The organism is Pseudarthrobacter sp. GQ63 (assembly GCF_059758765.1).
The window spans coordinates 182,947-199,459 of record NZ_JCAXEF010000002.1 but is presented as its reverse complement, the minus strand read 5'-3'; the positions used below and the strand labels follow the sequence as shown (position 1 = coordinate 199,459).

Genomic DNA, 16,513 nt, shown 5'->3' with positions numbered 1-16,513 from the left:
AGCTAGCGTTGCGGCATGACCTTGATGGACTTCCCTGCCCGGACTTTCGGAGTCAGTACCGGGCCCGGCGTTCACATCCGCGGCTTCGAACTGGGACCGGCCGACGGAGCGCCTGTCGTCATCCTGCATGGATTGGCCGGCAGTGCGGGTGAGTTCGTCCAGACGGCCCTTGCGCTACCGGAATTCCGAACCGTTTTGATCGACCTCCGCGGCCACGGCAGAAGTACCACCCGGCCGGGCGACCTTTCCCGCGAAGCCTTTATTGCCGACGTCGTACGTGTTATCGAATCAGTGGCCAGCGCACCCGTGACCCTTATTGGCCAGTCTCTGGGCGGGCACACGGCGATGCTGGTGGCAGCCGGGCGCCCTGACCTGGTCTCCCGGCTGGTCCTTCTTGAGACCGGCGCACGCGGCGGAGGCGTGGACGAGCATGAACTCTTGGGTGAATACTTCCGGTCCTGGCCTGTGCCCTTCGGAAGCCGCACAACAGCACAGGAGCTTCTTGGGGACGGACCCTTGGCCCGGGCGTGGGTGGCTGACCTGGAGGACAGGTCGGACGGGTTGTGGCCGCGGTTTGAGGCTGACGTCATGGTGGCCGCAATCAAAGGATTGGCCGCGCCCCGCTGGGACGAGTGGGAGAGCATCGCTGTACCAACGCTCGTTGTGTATGGAGAACACGGGATGTTCGCTGCGGAGGACAAGTCCGAGTTCTGCGAGCGCGGCCGCAGGGTCGAGCGCGTGGATTTGCCCGGGGCGTCCCATGACAGCCATCTGGATGCGTTCCACTCCTGGGTGGCGGCTCTCCGTCAGTTCATGGGGGTCTGAGGCAGATCGAGTAGCAGCAAGTGCGGTTTGGGGTTTCGCGGCCCGGGGGCGAGCCTTCAGACTGTCCTGATGGAGTGGACGCGTGCCAAGGACTGGCTGATCGGTGCTGCTGGGATGGTCATCGTCCTGGGTCTTGCGGTTGCAATCGCGTGGTGGGTGGTGAGCAGTCCGGTGCGCGGGGTGGCAGCAGCGCCTGCGCCCTCCCCCACGACGGGCGCTGAACCCACGGCGGGCGCCGAGCCTCCCGCCGACCTGCGCGGGGATGAGGTGTGGCTCGCCGATCTTGCCCTGGACGCCGGGACAGTGGCTATCGCGGGCTCGTTGCTTCACGACGTTAGGGCCGAAGGGCAGGGCGTGGTCACGGGGCCGGGCGGGATGGTTGCTGAACGCCTCGCCGTGGACGCGACCGTTCCGTTCGACGTCGTTGCCGGGGAACTCGGTGATGGGACCGTGGTCCGCGCCGCCGACGGCGGCCAGGTTCTGGTGGTCCGCACAGTCCAGGTCTTGGGCCGCAAGCTGGACGTCAACGCCACGGGCACAGTCAGGGTCGACGCCGGCAGGCTGGTTGTTGAGCCGCGCTCGATCGACATTGGCGGGCCCGGCTTCCTCTCCGACGCCCTCGGTGCCGCCGTAAGAAGGCTCGTGACCATCGAGCACAGCATTGAGGGCCTCCCCGAGGGCCTCGTCCTTCAGGACGTCGCGGTCCAGGGCGACGGCTTCCGTGCGGGGCTCTCCGGCGCGAACGTCAAGCTCGTTCCATGACGGCGCCCGCCCTGATCTGTGGCCCTAGGTGGGTTTCTTAGTCAATACGTCCGGAACTTCCTGCCGCCGTCGAAGTTCCAGGAGCCCGACCGCGTTTGCTCCGGTGAAGACGGCGCTGAAGGTGATCAGGAGGTCCCTGACTATCACCGAATTCGGGTCACCAGGCTGGGCGATGAGCGATATAACGAGAATCAGGGCGCCCACACAGAGCCCGCCCGTGCTAGGGAAGTTCCGCTGCCGCATCAGTCCGTTTACCCTTCGGGTCCTGTCGCACGGGCGTCATGCCTGCTCGATCTTGGAGTCATGCACCTGACCGTAGGCCTCGCCAGCCATCCAGGCAATGCTCTTGATCAAATCCTGAGCATCGGACCCGGATGTTTCCCGGCGTGTTCATGATTGCCCTTCGCAACGGCCGGTGGTGAGCACACCGAACGTTGAACCGCGCTCCTTACCGGTGCGCGCCTGCCAGTGTGCGGCCTGCTCGATAGTCTCCGCGGTCTGGTAGTCGGTTTTCTTGCCTGGCCCGAGCTTGATGACGTTGTGGTGCAGGTTCAGCCCTTTGGGGGCCGTCCTGTCTCCGCTGATGTTGATGTAGCTGTCCCGCGCGCCGATGAACTGGTTCCGCGTGACCTCTACATCCATGGGCAGCTCGGTGTCATACGTGAGGATGTGGGTGCCCTTGCCGTCCGTGTCCGGCCGGATGGTCGCAGCCCATGAGTAGCCCGCGTCAGTGCAGATATTGTCTGTGAAAGTGCAGCGGATGTGCCCGGACCCTGGAGTCGCATCGCCGGCAGACCACATCTCGAAGGTCTGGTTGCAGTTCTCCACCCGGTTGTTCCGGAAGTGGATGTCGGTCCACGACTTTGCATCCTGCATTGCCGTCCCCTGCATCGTGAAGGCGACGTCATAGCATTCCCGGATGGTGTTGTCCTCGATGATGATGTTGGACGCGCCGATCCAGACCTCGAGGCCGTTGCCGTACCGGGTGCCGTCGGCGCTCAGCCGGGATCCGCCAAGGTCCTCCAGGCGGCAGTTCCTGATGCGGATGTTCTCCGACCCCCCGGTCGCAATACCGTGTGCTCCATGACCCTCGATATGGATGCCATCCAGGATGCTGTGGGAAGCGGGCCGGATGCCGTCCTGCTGGATGGCGATTTCGACGCCGTCGCCCGGGTCAAAGTTCGACCTGACGTACACAAAGGTCTCGTCGCTATAGAAGTCCCACTGGTTCGCCAGTGCATCCAGGCTGGTCCGCTTCCATCCACGGATGAGGCCCGCCACCTTCAGGAAACCAACATTGGTGGACGGAGCGGCGATGTTGCCGCTGTACTGGCCGGACCGGGCGGTGATGTCCAGCTTCCAAACCCCGGTGGTGTGCCGGATCCAGGCCCGTCTGCTGACCTTGTAGCCGGCAACCTTGGGGCGTGGGCCGGTGCCGTAGGCGCCCACCGTAAAGACTCCCGATGTGCCCTGGATGGACGGCTCGTGGAGGGTGCCGAAGAATGTGTCGCCGCGCTTGAGCAGGACGGCGTCGCCGCGGCGCAGGTCCCCGCTGCCGAGGGCGTCCTGGACGCGCGCGAGGCTGCGCCACGGGGCTGCCTCAGTGCCCGGGGCCGAGTCGGAACCAAAGACGGTCACATACCGGGTGTTCCTGCCCACGCGGGAAGGGGTGCGTTCGTCCGTGAACACAGCGGAACTTGCGACGCCGGCAGCGGCCCCCTTGAGGAGCGTGCGGCGGCTGAATGGTCTCGGAGGTAGTTTCATTGCCGGGGATGGTCCTCACGGATATCTCACGAGCGATTTTATCCGGTTGCAACCGGCAGGGAAGCCGTCAGCGAAAAACAGGACTATGCACACCGGGTACCCGAACGTACCGGCGATCCGGTGCACGTTTCCGCGCTACTCGTTGACGAGGACGGGTACGCCTACGGCTGCTGAGACAGCTAGGGGTGCAAGCCCGGCCGGTACCGGGATGCTGAACTCTTCTCCTTCTTCAGACGGTCCCGAGTGTGCATGGCCTTCCGTGCCGAGATGGTGCACAAACCGGGCCGTGCCAAGGAGGTTGCCGCGGTCATCGTAGAAGCCGGCGAGCACCTGGAGTTCGAGCAGGTCGCTGACATCACTGGTGACTCTGACTGTTCCCGTGGCCGCCTGTCCATCAAAAGCCAGGTCCTTGAACAGGATCCTGTCATCGAACGGGCCTTGGATTCCAAGGATTTGGCCCGGGGCCGGCCGGGTTGTCCGGAGTCCTGCCAAGTCCGGTTCTCCTTCGGCACTGGCCAGGCCTGGGAAGGTTGTTTTGGCGGCAGCGGATGCCTGCGGGACGCTGTCCGCACCGGGCGCAGGGGCAGATGGCCGACCACCCAGTACGGCGGGGGCAAGCACAGCCAGCGAGGCAGCAGCGAGGGCTGCCATCAGGAGAATCCAGGGCTTGCAGTTCATCGTGTCCCCTCCTGCGTCTGCGGCGGCCGCGGGGTGCCAGATACCCGGATTGCGGCCATTCTGCGGTGGTCGTTCACGCTCATCTCAGCGCAGGACGCGCAGGGCCTGGCCCACGATGTCGAACAGGTCGGTGTTGTCCACGCTGCCCTGCAACTGTTCCGCACCTGGCCCGTAGGCGTATATGGGCACGTCGGCGCCCGTGTGGTTTCCCGAGGCGTAGGACAGCCAAAGGCTGGCTTCCTTGGAACCGTCCTTGACGTCGGCGGGGTCATTGGGGGTCCGGAAGGTGGCCGGACCGAAGTTCTTCGGATCCTCTGAACCTTCGCCGTTGATGATTCCGGTCGAGCGCTCCTCGTCTTTGAAGTTTCCGCCGTTCCGGGTCGGGGTGGAGCTGTTGGCGCTGTTCCCGAAATCGACGTTCGGTGGGGGCCCGGCTGCTTCCGCGTTCGTGAAGGAGCCCTTTTCAATAATGTTGAAACCGCCCGTTTCGTGGTCTGCGGTAACAATAACCAGGGTGTTGCCGTCCCTTTTCGCGAAGTCCAGGGCAGCGGCGACGGCGTCGTCGAAGGCTTTGACTTCATCCAGTGTCTGGGCCGCGTCATTGTCGTGGGAGCGCTTGTCGATCAGGGCACCTTCAACCTGCAGGTAGAAACCTTTACCGTTGCTCTGCTCCTGGTCCAGCAGTTCGATGGCCTTCTGTGTCATCTCCTGCAGGGACGGTTCCTCCGCCTGGGGTCTGTCCGGGTTGTCCTTCTTGGCCTTTTCGAGGGTCAGGTTTCCGGTATTGAACAGTCCAAAAACCTTTTCACCCGAGGCCCCGTTCAGGTCGGCGCGTGTGGCGGGGATCCGGCTCGACACAGACCCCAGGATCGAGTAGCCCTGCTCCTTCAGCGCGGTTTCATCCTTGGCGTCAAACCGGGCCATGCCACCGCCGAAAATGACGTCGGCGGTGCCATTGCGGGCGATCTGGTCTGCGATCGGGGTGACCCGGACATCACTGGTGGGCAGCTTGTCGCCGGTCACATCGGTATCCTGGCACGCATCGGCGGAGTAGTCCGGTCCCTGGCAGCCGCGGGCGAGGACGTGGCTCATCTGCCCGGCGGGCGTTGCATCGGTCACTTCGGCAGTGGAAACGTTGCCTGTGCGGTAGCCGGCCTGTTTGGCCAATTCCATGATGGTCGGCACCACAACACCCTTGGCGTCCACCCCGATGGCAGTGTTATACGTTTTCACCCCCGAGGCGAAGGCTGTGGCCGCAGCGGGGGACGCGGTGACCAGCTCCGGCACGAAGCCGGCCTGCCCGGGCTGGCCGGAGTTCTTCTCCACGGAATAGGTGCTGACCGAACCGTGGGACGGGAGGCTCTCCATCACCAGCCTGCCCTCGGCGCCGTAGTAGCGTTCCCTGGCCGCCGTGACATGGGAGCGGCCCATCCCGTCGCCCAGCAGGTAGATGACATTTTTCGCCGGCGATTGGAGGGCTGCGGGCGCCGGCCTGGTGGCAGTGAACACCGCGTACGCGACCAGCGAGATCGCCAAGACCGCGCCAAGGACGATCCACACGATCCCGCGTATCTTCCTCGGAGGGCCATCGGACATGAGTGCGGCCGGAACGTATCTCATGAGCGGGTCCTTTCCCAGCCGGGGGCGGAAGTCGAAATCGGCGTGGCTTTTTCGTTTCTCCTTCCAGCAGGCGCATCGTCGGTTACCAAAGAATCCACCCCCCTAGACGAGCTTGTAAGACCACCATAGGAAGCAGTGACGGCGGAAGGAAGGAAACGTTTCCATCCTTCCGATTTCTTCAGCCAATCTTGAGGTGCCGTGAACCGCGGGCCCAACGGCCCTGTTCCAGGCCGCACCGGACTCGTACCGTCAATCAAGGGGGACTCATCTTTCGAGCGAAAAGAGTCCGCGATGTATCTAACCCGACGCCAGCTGTTGCAGGCCGGCGCAGTAGCCGGCGCCGGCATCCTGGTCCACCCGGATGCCGCACTGGCTGCCCGCACATTTGCCCGGCAGCCCGGTCCACTGACGATGTTCTCCGAGCAGCTGCCCACGCTGGCCGAACTAGGGGTCATCGATATGCGGGCGGGCGGCCAGACCGAACTATCCATGATCAACGCCGAGCACAACTTCCACAGCAAGCTTGACCCCACGGACACGTTCGCCTACCGGGCTGCCGGCGCGTCGCAAACGTACCTCGGGCCCGTCATCGTGGCGCAACGCGGCACCCCGTTCGCCCTCACTGTGCACAACCAGCTGGGAGAGCACCCGCTGGCATTCGCCGTCGACAATGAGCTGGTGCCGGCCGGCAGCGACGACGCCAACGCCCCGCGCACCTCGACCCACCTGCATGGCGGCAACACCAGGCCAGGGTCCGACGGCGGCCCTGAACAGGTCTTTTCCCCCGGCAGTTCCTACACCTACCACTACGACAACAACCAGGATGCCGCCGGGCTCTGGTACCACGACCATGCGCTGGGCATCACCCGCCTCAACGTCTACGCCGGGCTGGCCGGCGGTTACCTCATCCGGGACGCCCCGGGGCCGTCCGGGACCGGAATCGACACCGGAGACGGAACCCACCTCCCGCCGCCCCCATACGAGGTGCCGCTGGTCATCCAGGACCGGATGTTCAATCCCGATGGATCCTTCGCCTACCCGCCCAATCCGGTGCTGACGACCAGCGACGGCACTCCACGGCCCTGGGCGCCGGAGTTTTTCGGGGATGTGGCAACGGTCAACGGAAAGTGCTGGCCGAACCTGGACGTGGACCAGGGAAAGTACCGGTTCCGCGTGTACAACGGGTCCAACTCAAGGTTCTACAACCTCAAGTTCGTGGCGGGCGGAAACGCGCTCGCGTTCGCCCAGATCGGCACGGACGGGGGTCTCCTCGACGCCCCGGCAAAGCTCAACAAACTGGTCCTGGGCCCGGGCGAGCGGGCGGACCTTGTGGTGGACTTTGCCGGCCTGTCCGCCGGATCCAAGGTGGTCCTGGGCAACAATGCCCCCACCCCTTATCCGGACGGCCCGGTCTCGGCGAAGCAAGGCGGGGTTCCGCTCCGCGAAATCATGCAGTTCACCGTGCAAAGCCAGAAAGGTTATGCGGCGCCGCTGCCCGCACAGTTGCGGCCCCAGCCCATGACGAGGCTGGCAGGCCTGACCACGGCGGCCACCCGCCAGATGACCCTCGTGGAAGTCCTCAATGCCGCGGGCATCCCCATCATGGCCCTGTTGAACAACCGCCCCTTCCACACCACCGACGTCACCGCCGTGCAGGGCGACACCCTTGAGGAGTGGGAGCTGATCAACACAACAGTGGACGCGCATCCCATCCACCTCCATTTCACCCAGTTCCAGGTCCTCAACCGCCAGCGCTTCGACGTCGGCAAATACCTTGCCGCCACCGGATACGTGGATCCTGCCACCGGGCTGGTGACGCCGGGCCAGGGCAACAGCGTGCCCGTCACGCCGTTCCTGATGGGCCGCCCCAAGGCGGCACCGGCCAACGAGCGGGGCTGGAAGGACACCGTAGTGTCGATGCCGGGAGAAGTGACACGGATCAGTGTTCCGTTTGGGGCGGGTGCAGCGGGTGGAGCACCCTTGGCCATCGGCTCCTCGTTCACAGGCGAGTACGTCTGGCACTGCCACATCCTCGAACACGAGGACAACGACATGATGCAGCGCTACGTCATCGAATAACGGTTGCCCCTATAAGGCACCACGTTCACCTTTAAGGCACCACGTTCACCACCACGCGGCAGGGAAAACCCACGACCTTTGTGCCCAGCATGTAGCTGCAGGCAACCCGATTAGTAGACCCCCTACAAAATACCCGCAGTTCCGCACCAGTAACGTCGGCAGTACATTAGATTCCGCTTGTACAACCCCGACAGGACTGCCATGAGCAACACCGACACCGCCTTTAAGAATCCCGCCAGCACCGGGCGCCGCCGCTGGAACGCCACCGACCTTGGCCTGATCGCCGTCTTCGCCGCCCTGGTTGCCGGCGCAGCCCTGGTCCCCGGCCTGGCCGTGAACGGATTCGGCGTCCCCATCACCTTCCAGACGCTGGCCGTGATGCTGACCGGCCTGGTTCTTGGACCGGGACGGGCCTTCGCCGCCGTGGGACTCTACACCCTGCTGGGGCTCGCCGGCCTTCCCATCTTCAGCCAGGGCCGCAGCGGCCTGGGCATCCTCGCCGGCCCTTCAGCCGGCTACATCATCGCCTTCCCGATCGCTGCCTGCGTTGTGGGCTGGCTGGCCACCATCGTGATCCGGCGGACCACCAAGGCCAGGGCTCTGTGGTTCTTCGTCTCTGCCGCCGTCACCAGCGCCGTTGTGGTCCATTCCCTCGGCATCGCCGGGATCGCGCTGAACACCAAGGCCACCCTCGGGCAGGCTTTCCTGAGCGACCTGGTGTTCTACCCGGGTGACATGGTGAAGAACATCCTGGCCGCCGTCATCGCCGTCGCACTCCACCGGGCCTTCCCGGACATCCTGGTGCGCCGCGTCCGGCGCAGTGCCGCCAGGCCCGCGAAAGTCTAAGGGACCCGCCATGCCCGCCGTGACCCTTGATGGCGTGACGGTCGCCGTCGAAACGGACAGCGCACCGGTATTGAAAGTCCTGCTCGAGGCCATAAGCCTGGAGCTCACCGAACAGCGGATCGGCGTCATCGGCGCCAACGGCTCCGGTAAGTCCACAGTGCTCCGCCTGGTCAACGGCCTGGTCCAGCCAACGGAGGGCAAGGTCACGGTGGACGGCGCGGATACGGTACGCGACGTCCGGACAGTGCGCCGGAACGTGGGTTTTGTCTTCACCGATCCGCTGTCCCAGCTGGTGATGCCCACGGGCCGGGAGGACGTGGAGCTGTCCCTGCGGCGCTCCGTCCGTAACGGTAAGGAGAGGCGGCAAGCGGCCGAAGCGGCACTGGACCGGCTGGGCCTGCTGGAGCTGGCGGACCAGAGCATCTACGAGCTGTCCGGCGGGGAACGGCAGCTCATGGCCCTGGCCGCAGTGCTCGCGGTGAACCCGTCGGTGCTGGTCCTCGATGAGCCGTCCACCCTCCTGGACCTCCGTAACCTTGAACTCCTGCGCAGGACCCTGGCAGGGCTGGACCAGCAGATCATCATGTCCACCCATGACCTTGAGCTGGCATTGGAGATGGACAGGGTGCTGGTCATCGAAAAGGGCGAGGTAGTGTTCGACGGCGGCGCGGCGCCGGCCGTCGACCACTACCGGACGTTGTGCCGCGACGGCCTGCCGGCGGGAAAACCGCGATGAGGGGCCACGGCTTCCTGCTGGCCAATTACGTGCCGGGACAGTCCTTCATCCACCGGGCACCCTTGGGGCTGAAGTTCCTCCTGGTCTTCGGCTGCGGCCTGGCCTCGTTCATTGTGGTGGACTGGCGGGTGTCGTTGGCAGTCCTGGCCGGGCTCTGCGGCTTGTTCCTCCTGACCGGAGCGGGCCTGAAGAAGCTCTGGGCCGCCATCCGGCCGCTCGCCGCCGTGCTGGCAGTCATCGGGGTGTTCCAGTGGTGGATGCTGGGAGCACCTACGGCGGCGCGGATTGTCCTGAACATCCTGGTCTGCGTGGTGGCTGCATCCCTGCTCACTGCCACCACTCCCGTGCAACGGCTCCTTGACGGAGTGGTCAGGGCAGCGGGCCCTTTCAAGCGCTTCGGCGCCGACCCCGAGCGGTTCGCCCTGACGATCGCCATCATGCTGCGGAGCATCCCCTACATCGCCGGCACCTTCGCCGATGTCCGGGACTCCGCCCGGGCACGGGGGCTGGAGCGCAATCCGCGTGCCCTGATCCTGCCTGTCTTCATCACCTCGGTGGCGTTTGCGCGCCAGACGGGCGAGGCGCTCGCCGCCCGCGGGCTCGGGGAAGCGGAAGACTGACGCCCCCGGGGCACCGCGTTTTAAAGCCGCTGGTATTCCAGCAGCGCAGCGGTGCCCATGCCGCCGGCGCTGCTGATCATGGCCAGCGCCAGGCTTCCCGGTGTTCCGGCCCGGCGTGCCTGGGCCAGCAGGCGGGTCACCAGGACGGCACCGGACGCGCCGTAGGCATGGCCCAGGGCCAGCGCGCCGCCGTCGAGGTTGGCCCGCTCAGCATTAATTCCCACCTGGTCAAGGCAGGCAAGCGTCTGCGACGCGAAGGCTTCGTTGAACTCCACCAGGTCCACCTGGTCCGCTGACACCTCCGCGGCTGACAGAACGTCCCGGGCTGCGGTGGCGGCGCCGACGCCCAGCAGTTCAGGATCCACTCCAGCCGTCCCGCTGCCCAGCACCAGCAACCCGTCCACGGCGCCCAGGGTCCGTGCCCGTTGCAGGGACGTGATGACGACGGCGGATGCAGCGTCGGCGTCGAAGCAGGAGTTCCCCGCGGTGACAGTTCCCCCGTCAACGAAGGCGGCGGCGAACCGGGCCAGGACGGCGGCGTTGAGCCCCCGCCTGGGGCCATCGTCCGCACCGGCAGTCCCTGCGCCCGTATCCAAGGGGACCAGCTCGTCGTCGAACACCCCGGCGTCCTTGGCGGCAAGCGCCAGGCGGTGGCTGCGCAGGGCAAACGCGTCCTGGCGTTCACGGCTGACGCCGAACTCCCGCGCCACGTTTTCTGCAGCCACGCCCATGTCCGGATCGCCGAATCCGGCCGGCACAAACTGTGCCCGCGCGTAGAAATCCGGCCCGCCGTCGTCGTTCCTGTAGGCACGCAGCGGCGCTGTACTGGTGCTCTCCACTCCCCCGGCAAGGTACAGCGGGTTTCCGCCCGCAGCCACCAGCCGCGATGCCAGGACCACCGCGTCGAGTCCGGAGCCGCACTGGCGGTCCACGGTAATCCCCGGAACACTGACCGGCAGCCCTGCCTCCAGCAGGGCAAGGCGTGCAACGTTTCCCCCGCCGCCCACGGCGTTGCCGATCACAACGTCGGCGACTCTGCCGGGCTCCACCCCCGTTCCCGCCAGGAGCTCCCGGAGCACGGGCGCGAGCAGTTCGTGGGCACGCAGGCTCCGGAGGGCACCGTTGGTGCGGCACACAGGAGTGCGGCGGGCGGCAATAATGACAGGCTGCCGGTCCGGCGGGAGCATCTCAGCTGTCAAGGCTGCGCACCCTGCGGTCCCGGGAAGCGATCCAGTCCAGCAGCAGGTTGCGGCTGACCTTGCCCCGGTCCGTGGTGGGGAGTTCGGTCAGCAGGTAGTACTGGAGCGGGCGCTTGTCCCGGGCAAGGAGGTCCTCAAGCCCGGCACGGAGCTGGGTGGCCGTGATGCCGCCATGGGAGGGGACAACACCGGCCACGACCCGTTCCCCGCGCAAGTCGTCGGGCATTCCCGCTGCGACGGCGGCGGACACACCCGGCACCGCCGACAGCGCCAGTTCCACCTCATGCGGGTAGACGTTCCTGCCTGAGGTGAGGATCATGTCCGCGCGGCGGCCCAGGATGTGCAGGTCCCCTTCGGCCAGGTATCCCTGGTCGCCCACCGTGAACCAGCCGTCGAAGGACTTCAGGGCCTCCCCGTCATCACCCCAGAGGTAGCCGTTGCTGACCATGGCGCTGCGGACGCAGATGTTTCCGGCCTCCCCATCGGGCAGCTGCCGCCCCGAATCATCGAGGATCCGCACGTCCACACCCGGAAACGCCCGGCCGATCCCCGTTCCACCCAGGACGGCGAGCTGGCTGGCGGCCAGCCCCGCCCCCGAGACGAAACTCAGCTCGGAAGCACCGTAGTACTCGAAGATGGTGGCATTCGGGGCCCAGCGGCGGGCAGCCTCAAGGGTCCTCGCGTCCAGCTTCGAGCCGGCACAAATGATGCTCCGGACGCCGGAGGCATCCACGCATCCGGTCAGGCCGCGCTCGCTGAGCATCCGCAGCATGGTGGGTACCAGCACCAGCCGGGTGACGCGGTCGTGGGTGATGGCGGCATGGACGTCGCCCACGTCAAAGGTTGCAAGGGTCTGGAATTCCGAACCGGCGTAGAGGCATTCGGCCAGCGCGTACAGGTTGAGGCTGGCGGCAAGGGGGCCCGGTGCCAGGGTCACATCGTCCGCACGGAGCCCGAAGAATTGGATGGAGGCCTCAAAGGATTCCTGCCAGGACCGCCGGGACCGCGTGAAGGCTTTTGGAATCGACGTGGTACCGGACGTGAGCCCGATCAGGAAGGTGGACCCGGGATCGCCGTCCGCGAGCTCGTCATCCGGGGACACCGCCGCGGGTTGGGCGCACGCGTCCACGCGCCGCTTCATGTCCTCCTGCAGGGGGCCCGGCCAGGCAGGATCGAGGACGGCGCATTGGCGTCCCGCGGCCACTGCCGCGGCGAATTTCGCCGCGAAGTCAACCGAGTTGGCCTCGCACAGGGAGGTCACGGATTTGGTGTGGGGTACCAGTGCCGCAGCGGAGTCCCGGAGCTCCGCCCAGGAGAGGCGGCGCCCGGCAATCACGACGGCGGTGTCGTGGGGCCGTTCCTCGGCCCAGCGCTGGATTCTGTTCAGGAAAGGCATCGGATCAACTTTACCGGCCGGCACCGGTTGAGCTTCTGGTCCGCGGGTATTGTGACTTTATGAGTTTCAACGACAATGTGCAGCTGGATCCCTCCCAGGTCCAGGACCGGCGCGGCATGGGCCGGGGAGTCAAAGTGGGCGGCGGGATCGGCGGTGGGCTCATCCTTCTCATCGCGGCACTCCTGGGTGTCAATCCACAGTTGCTGGAGGGCCTGGCCGGGGCCGGGCAGGAGCCGCAGAGCCAGGGCACGGCTCCCGCCTGCCTGACAGGAGCGGACGCGGATGCCCGGGTGGACTGCCGCATCACCGGCACCGTGAACAGCCTGAACGCCTTCTGGCCTGCCTACCTGCAGCAGTACAACGTCCAGTACCCGCAGCCGGAGACAGTGATCTTTGAGCAGGGTGTCAGCACCGGCTGCGGCACGGCCTCCAGTGCTGTTGGACCCTTCTACTGCCCCACCGACACCACCGCGTACTTCGACCCCGGGTTCTTCCAGGAGCTGGTGGACAGGTTCGGCTCCTCGGGTGGACCCCTGGCGCAGGAATATGTGGTGGCCCACGAGTTCGGGCACCACATCCAGAACGTGCTGGGAAACCTCGACCAGGCCCAGCAGGATCCGCAGGGACCTGAATCCGGCGCCGTGCGCGTGGAACTGCAGGCCGACTGCTACGCGGGCCTCTGGGCCAAGCATGCATCAACCCAGCCCGGGCCCGACGGCCAGCCGTTCCTGGAACCCCTCACCCAGCAGGACCTGAACGACGCCCTGTCCGCCGCTTCCGCTGTTGGTGATGACCGGATCCAGGAAGCGGCCACCGGGCGGGTCTCCCCGGAGGCGTGGACCCACGGCTCCAGCGAACAGCGCCAGCGCTGGTTCTATAAGGGCTACGAGACCGGCGACATCAACCAGTGCGACACGTTCTCGGCACCCACCCTGTAACCCCAGAGAACGACGACGGCCGGTTACCTTCGCGATGAAGGTAACCGGCCGTCGTCGTACCTGGGCCCACGCTACCGAGGGGCCCCAATCGAGCTTGCGAGATTGGGGAGGTAGTTGGGAGGTTCCCTAACTGAGCGAAGCGAGTTTAGGGAGGCGGTGGGGATCTAGATGTTGAAGCCGAGGGCCCGCATCTGGTCCTTGCCGTCGTCGGTGATCCGTTCCGGACCCCATGGCGGCATCCAGACCCAGTTCAGGCGCCAGTCATCAACAACGCCGTCCAGGGCCTTGCCCACCTGCTCCTCGAGCACGTCGGTGAGCGGGCAGGCTGCGGTGGTCAGCGTCATGTCGATCAGCAGTGCGCCGTCGTCGTCCGAGTACTTCAGGCCGTACAGCAGGCCCAGGTCAACGATGTTGACGCCGAGTTCGGGGTCGATGACATCCTTCAGCGCCTCCTCTACGTCCTCAAGGCTCGTGCGTGCCGCGTTGATTTCGGTCATGGCGAAAGTCCTTACTAGGCCTGCACCACGGCGGGTGCAGCGGCTGCGCCGGCACCCTTGGCGTAGCGGTCGTAGCCTTCTTCTTCGAGGCGGTCGGCAAGCTCCGGGCCGCCTTCCTCAACAACCTGGCCGTCCACGAACACGTGCACGAAGTCAGGCTTGATGTAGCGCAGGATGCGGGTGTAGTGCGTGATGAGCAGAGTGCCCATCTTGCCTTCGGCGTGGGCGCGGTTGACGCCCTCGGAAACAACCTTGAGCGCGTCAACGTCCAGGCCGGAGTCGGTCTCGTCCAGGATGGCGAACTTGGGCTTGAAGAGTTCCAGCTGGAGGATTTCCACCCGCTTCTTCTCACCGCCGGAGAAGCCCTCGTTGACGTTGCGCTGGGCGAAGTCGGCGTCGATGCGCAGCTGCTCCATGGCAGCCTTGACGTCCTTGGTCCAGGTGCGGAGCTTGGGGGCTTCGCCGTCGATGGCGGTCTTGGCGGTGCGCAGGAAGTTGGTCATGCTCACGCCGGGGACCTCCACCGGGTACTGCATGGCAAGGAAAACGCCGGCGCGGGCACGCTCGTCAACGCTCATTTCCAGGACGTCTTCGCCGTCGAGGGTGATGGAGCCGCTGGTGACGTTGTAGCGCGGGTGTCCTGCGATGGTGGAGGCCAGCGTGGACTTGCCGGAGCCGTTGGGGCCCATGATGGCGTGGGTTTCGCCGGTCCGGATGATCAGGCTGACGCCCTTCAGGATTTCCTTGGTGCCCTGCTCCGTCTCAATGCTGACGTGCAGGTCCTTGATCTCAAGAGTAGACATGTGTCTTGTTCTCCTCTGCACCGGGCCTGGGCGGCGGCGGTGCGGTCTCTGTCTGGAAGTTGGTTCGTAATTCTGTGGTGCTAGCTGAAGTTGGGAGCCTCGGCGCCGTTGAGGACATTGGTGACGTCCACATAGACCTCGTCCCCGACGATCTCGACGGCGAACACCGGGACCGGATCGTAGGCCGGGAGCTGCAGCGGTTCACCGCTGCGCAGGTCGAACTGTGAGCCGTGGCCCCAGCACTCGATGGCGCAGCCCTCCACCTCGCCCTCGGACAGCGAAATGTCCGCGTGCGAGCAGGTGTCGCCAATCGCGTGGATCTCCCCCATGGAGTCTTTGACGATCGCCACCGGGTAGTCATCAATCAGGATCCGCAGCGCCTGCTTCAGCTGGATTTCATCCGCCTTGCAGACAAGCTCGCCCTTTGGCTGGTCAGTCATCTGTAACCGTGCTCCGTGCCTTCTAGTTGTCCGTCAGAGCGAGTTCGTGCTCAACAGCCTCGGTCAGCCGCTCCTCGATGGAGGGGACCTTGATCTGCTGGATGATCTCGTTCAGGAAGCCGCGGACCACCAGTCGGCGGGCAACATCCTCAGGGATGCCGCGGGCCATGAGGTAGAACAGGTGCTCGTCATCCATCCGGCCGGTGGCGCTGGCGTGGCCAGCACCCTCGATCAGCCCGGTCTCGATTTCGAGGTTGGGCACGGAGTCGGCACGGGCACCGTCTGTCAGCAGCAGGTTGCGGTTGGCCTCGTAGGTGTCGGTGCCTTCGGCTTCCTTGCGGATCAGGACGTCGCCAACCCACACGGCGTGGGCGTTGCGGCCCTGCAGTGCACCCTTGTAGAGCACGTTGGACTTGCAGTTGGCCACTGCGTGGTCAACGAACAGGCGCTGCTCCAGGTGCTGCCCGGCGTCGGCGAAGTACAGGCCGAACATCTCGGCCTCGCCGCCGGGGGCGGTGAAACGGGCCGACGGCGTAACGCGGACCAGGTCGCCGCCGAGGCTCACCATGACGTGCTTGAGCTTGGCGTCGCGGCCGATCTTCGCCTGCTGGGAGGAAGCGTGGACGGCGTCGTCGTTCCATTCCTGGAGCGTAATGACCGTCAGGCTGGCGCCGTCTTCGACGATGATTTCGACGTTTTCGGAGACGATGGCGGATCCCCGGTGGTTCAGGACAACAACTGCCTTGGAGAACTTCTCCGCAACAATCACCAGGTGCTGGGCAGCCGGGTCCAGTGAGGTGCCTTCAATGTCGACGCTGACTTCCGTGAGCGCTTCGAACTCGGAGGGGATGGTCACCACGGTGGCGCCGGCGAAGTTCTCCCAGGCGTTGGCGGAGACGCGGTCCTCGGGGATGCCCGCGGTGCCGATTCGGCGGTCATCGCGACCGACGCTCTCCACGGTGATTTCCTCCGGACCGGTGACGACGACGGTGGGTGCCGCGCCGGACAGGACCTCGGAGTGCAGCCCGCGGAGGCGCTTAAGCGGGGTGAAGCGCCAGTCTTCCTCCATGCCGGTGAGCGGCTTGAAGTCGGCAAGCTTGTAGGACGTCAGGCGGCCGGCGCGCGAGCTGTCCGGAACACCGACGCCGCCGCCGTGCGAGTGGCTTTTCGCCGCCGCGCCGGCCAGCGGGGCCTTGGAGCCTGCCGCGTTGATGGGCGAGAGGCTTTCGCCTTCTTCGGTGAAGCCGTCGATGAACGGCTGGGCTGAAGGCGCGCCGATGCGTGCCTTTTCAGTAGTGATTTCAGTCATC

Annotated in this window: 17 protein-coding genes; 7 read left to right on the top strand and 10 right to left on the bottom strand. The window is 65.7% G+C overall.

What is annotated here, in order from left to right; translation table 11 throughout:
• The first annotated feature begins 15 nt into the window (after positions 1-15).
• Both AC6CHP_RS05360 and AC6CHP_RS05355 read left to right on the top strand, forming a co-directional pair.
• On the top strand, positions 16-825 hold the full coding sequence (locus tag AC6CHP_RS05360; protein WP_498228445.1) for an alpha/beta fold hydrolase: 810 nt from the start codon (positions 16-18) through the stop codon (positions 823-825).
• Positions 826-894: 69 nt separating this feature from the next.
• The gene (locus AC6CHP_RS05355) at positions 895-1,587 is read left to right on the top strand and encodes an LmeA family phospholipid-binding protein (protein ID WP_498228443.1); all 693 of its coding nucleotides are present in this window, start codon (positions 895-897) and stop codon (positions 1,585-1,587) included.
• A gap of 24 nt (positions 1,588-1,611) precedes the next feature.
• Here the strand turns inward: AC6CHP_RS05355 and AC6CHP_RS05350 are convergent, their stop codons facing one another.
• The 4 genes from AC6CHP_RS05350 to AC6CHP_RS05335 all read right to left on the bottom strand — a co-directional run bounded on the left by AC6CHP_RS05350 (position 1,612) and on the right by AC6CHP_RS05335 (position 5,649).
• Entirely contained in the window at positions 1,612-1,791 is a 180-nt protein-coding gene (locus AC6CHP_RS05350; RefSeq protein ID WP_498228441.1) for a hypothetical protein, read from the bottom strand.
• Between the two features lie 186 nt (positions 1,792-1,977).
• Positions 1,978-3,351 carry a right-handed parallel beta-helix repeat-containing protein gene (locus tag AC6CHP_RS05345; protein WP_498228439.1) on the bottom strand — a complete coding sequence of 458 codons (1,374 nt, stop codon included), beginning with the start codon at positions 3,349-3,351 and terminating at the stop codon, positions 1,978-1,980.
• Positions 3,352-3,486: 135 nt separating this feature from the next.
• Positions 3,487-4,029 carry a hypothetical protein gene (locus AC6CHP_RS05340; RefSeq protein WP_498228437.1) on the bottom strand — a complete coding sequence of 181 codons (543 nt, stop codon included), beginning with the start codon at positions 4,027-4,029 and terminating at the stop codon, positions 3,487-3,489.
• 84 nt (positions 4,030-4,113) lie between these two features.
• Positions 4,114-5,649 (bottom strand): alkaline phosphatase, encoded by a 1,536-nt coding sequence (locus tag AC6CHP_RS05335; protein WP_377192038.1) that lies wholly within the window; start codon positions 5,647-5,649, stop codon positions 4,114-4,116.
• Between the two features lie 291 nt (positions 5,650-5,940).
• Here AC6CHP_RS05335 and AC6CHP_RS05330 point away from each other — a divergent pair, with 291 nt between their 5' ends.
• The 4 genes from AC6CHP_RS05330 (at position 5,941) to AC6CHP_RS05315 (ending at position 9,930) form a co-directional block, all read left to right on the top strand.
• A complete protein-coding gene (locus AC6CHP_RS05330) occupies positions 5,941-7,728 on the top strand; it encodes a multicopper oxidase family protein (protein ID WP_498228435.1) in 1,788 nt (595 codons plus the stop codon).
• A 201-nt stretch (positions 7,729-7,929) separates the two neighbouring features.
• The gene (locus tag AC6CHP_RS05325) at positions 7,930-8,574 is read left to right on the top strand and encodes a biotin transporter BioY (RefSeq protein ID WP_498228433.1); all 645 of its coding nucleotides are present in this window, start codon (positions 7,930-7,932) and stop codon (positions 8,572-8,574) included.
• A 10-nt stretch (positions 8,575-8,584) separates the two neighbouring features.
• Positions 8,585-9,310, top strand: a complete 726-nt coding sequence (locus tag AC6CHP_RS05320) for an energy-coupling factor ABC transporter ATP-binding protein (protein WP_498228431.1) — start codon at positions 8,585-8,587, stop codon at positions 9,308-9,310.
• Entirely contained in the window at positions 9,307-9,930 is a 624-nt protein-coding gene (locus tag AC6CHP_RS05315; RefSeq protein ID WP_190611746.1) for an energy-coupling factor transporter transmembrane component T family protein, read from the top strand. Before AC6CHP_RS05320 ends, AC6CHP_RS05315 begins: the two co-directional genes overlap by 4 nt.
• 20 nt (positions 9,931-9,950) lie before the next feature.
• On the opposite strand, the gene AC6CHP_RS05310 is transcribed toward AC6CHP_RS05315, so the two are convergent.
• Both AC6CHP_RS05310 and AC6CHP_RS05305 read right to left on the bottom strand, forming a co-directional pair.
• Positions 9,951-11,129: a thiolase family protein gene (locus AC6CHP_RS05310; RefSeq protein ID WP_498228429.1), complete on the bottom strand. Its 1,179-nt coding sequence runs from the start codon at positions 11,127-11,129 to the stop codon at positions 9,951-9,953.
• Positions 11,119-12,525 carry a class I adenylate-forming enzyme family protein gene (locus AC6CHP_RS05305; RefSeq protein ID WP_498228427.1) on the bottom strand — a complete coding sequence of 469 codons (1,407 nt, stop codon included), beginning with the start codon at positions 12,523-12,525 and terminating at the stop codon, positions 11,119-11,121. Before AC6CHP_RS05305 ends, AC6CHP_RS05310 begins: the two co-directional genes overlap by 11 nt.
• Positions 12,526-12,584: 59 nt before the next feature.
• Between AC6CHP_RS05305 and ypfJ the strand changes: the two genes are divergently transcribed.
• Positions 12,585-13,463, top strand: coding sequence for a KPN_02809 family neutral zinc metallopeptidase (gene ypfJ / locus AC6CHP_RS05300; RefSeq protein WP_498228425.1), 879 nt, complete (start codon positions 12,585-12,587; stop codon positions 13,461-13,463).
• 164 nt (positions 13,464-13,627) lie between these two features.
• Here the strand turns inward: ypfJ and AC6CHP_RS05295 are convergent, their stop codons facing one another.
• The 4 genes from AC6CHP_RS05295 to sufD form a co-directional block, all read right to left on the bottom strand.
• On the bottom strand, positions 13,628-13,960 hold the full coding sequence (locus AC6CHP_RS05295) for a metal-sulfur cluster assembly factor (RefSeq protein WP_066275677.1): 333 nt from the start codon (positions 13,958-13,960) through the stop codon (positions 13,628-13,630).
• Between the two features lie 14 nt (positions 13,961-13,974).
• Complete coding sequence (gene sufC / locus AC6CHP_RS05290; protein WP_498228423.1) at positions 13,975-14,763, bottom strand: Fe-S cluster assembly ATPase SufC; 789 nt, start codon at positions 14,761-14,763, stop codon at positions 13,975-13,977.
• 80 nt (positions 14,764-14,843) lie between these two features.
• Positions 14,844-15,203, bottom strand: coding sequence for a non-heme iron oxygenase ferredoxin subunit (locus AC6CHP_RS05285; RefSeq protein WP_104187267.1), 360 nt, complete (start codon positions 15,201-15,203; stop codon positions 14,844-14,846).
• Between the two features lie 22 nt (positions 15,204-15,225).
• Positions 15,226-16,512 carry a Fe-S cluster assembly protein SufD gene (gene sufD / locus AC6CHP_RS05280; protein ID WP_427117141.1) on the bottom strand — a complete coding sequence of 429 codons (1,287 nt, stop codon included), beginning with the start codon at positions 16,510-16,512 and terminating at the stop codon, positions 15,226-15,228.
• Position 16,513 lies beyond the last annotated feature (1 nt).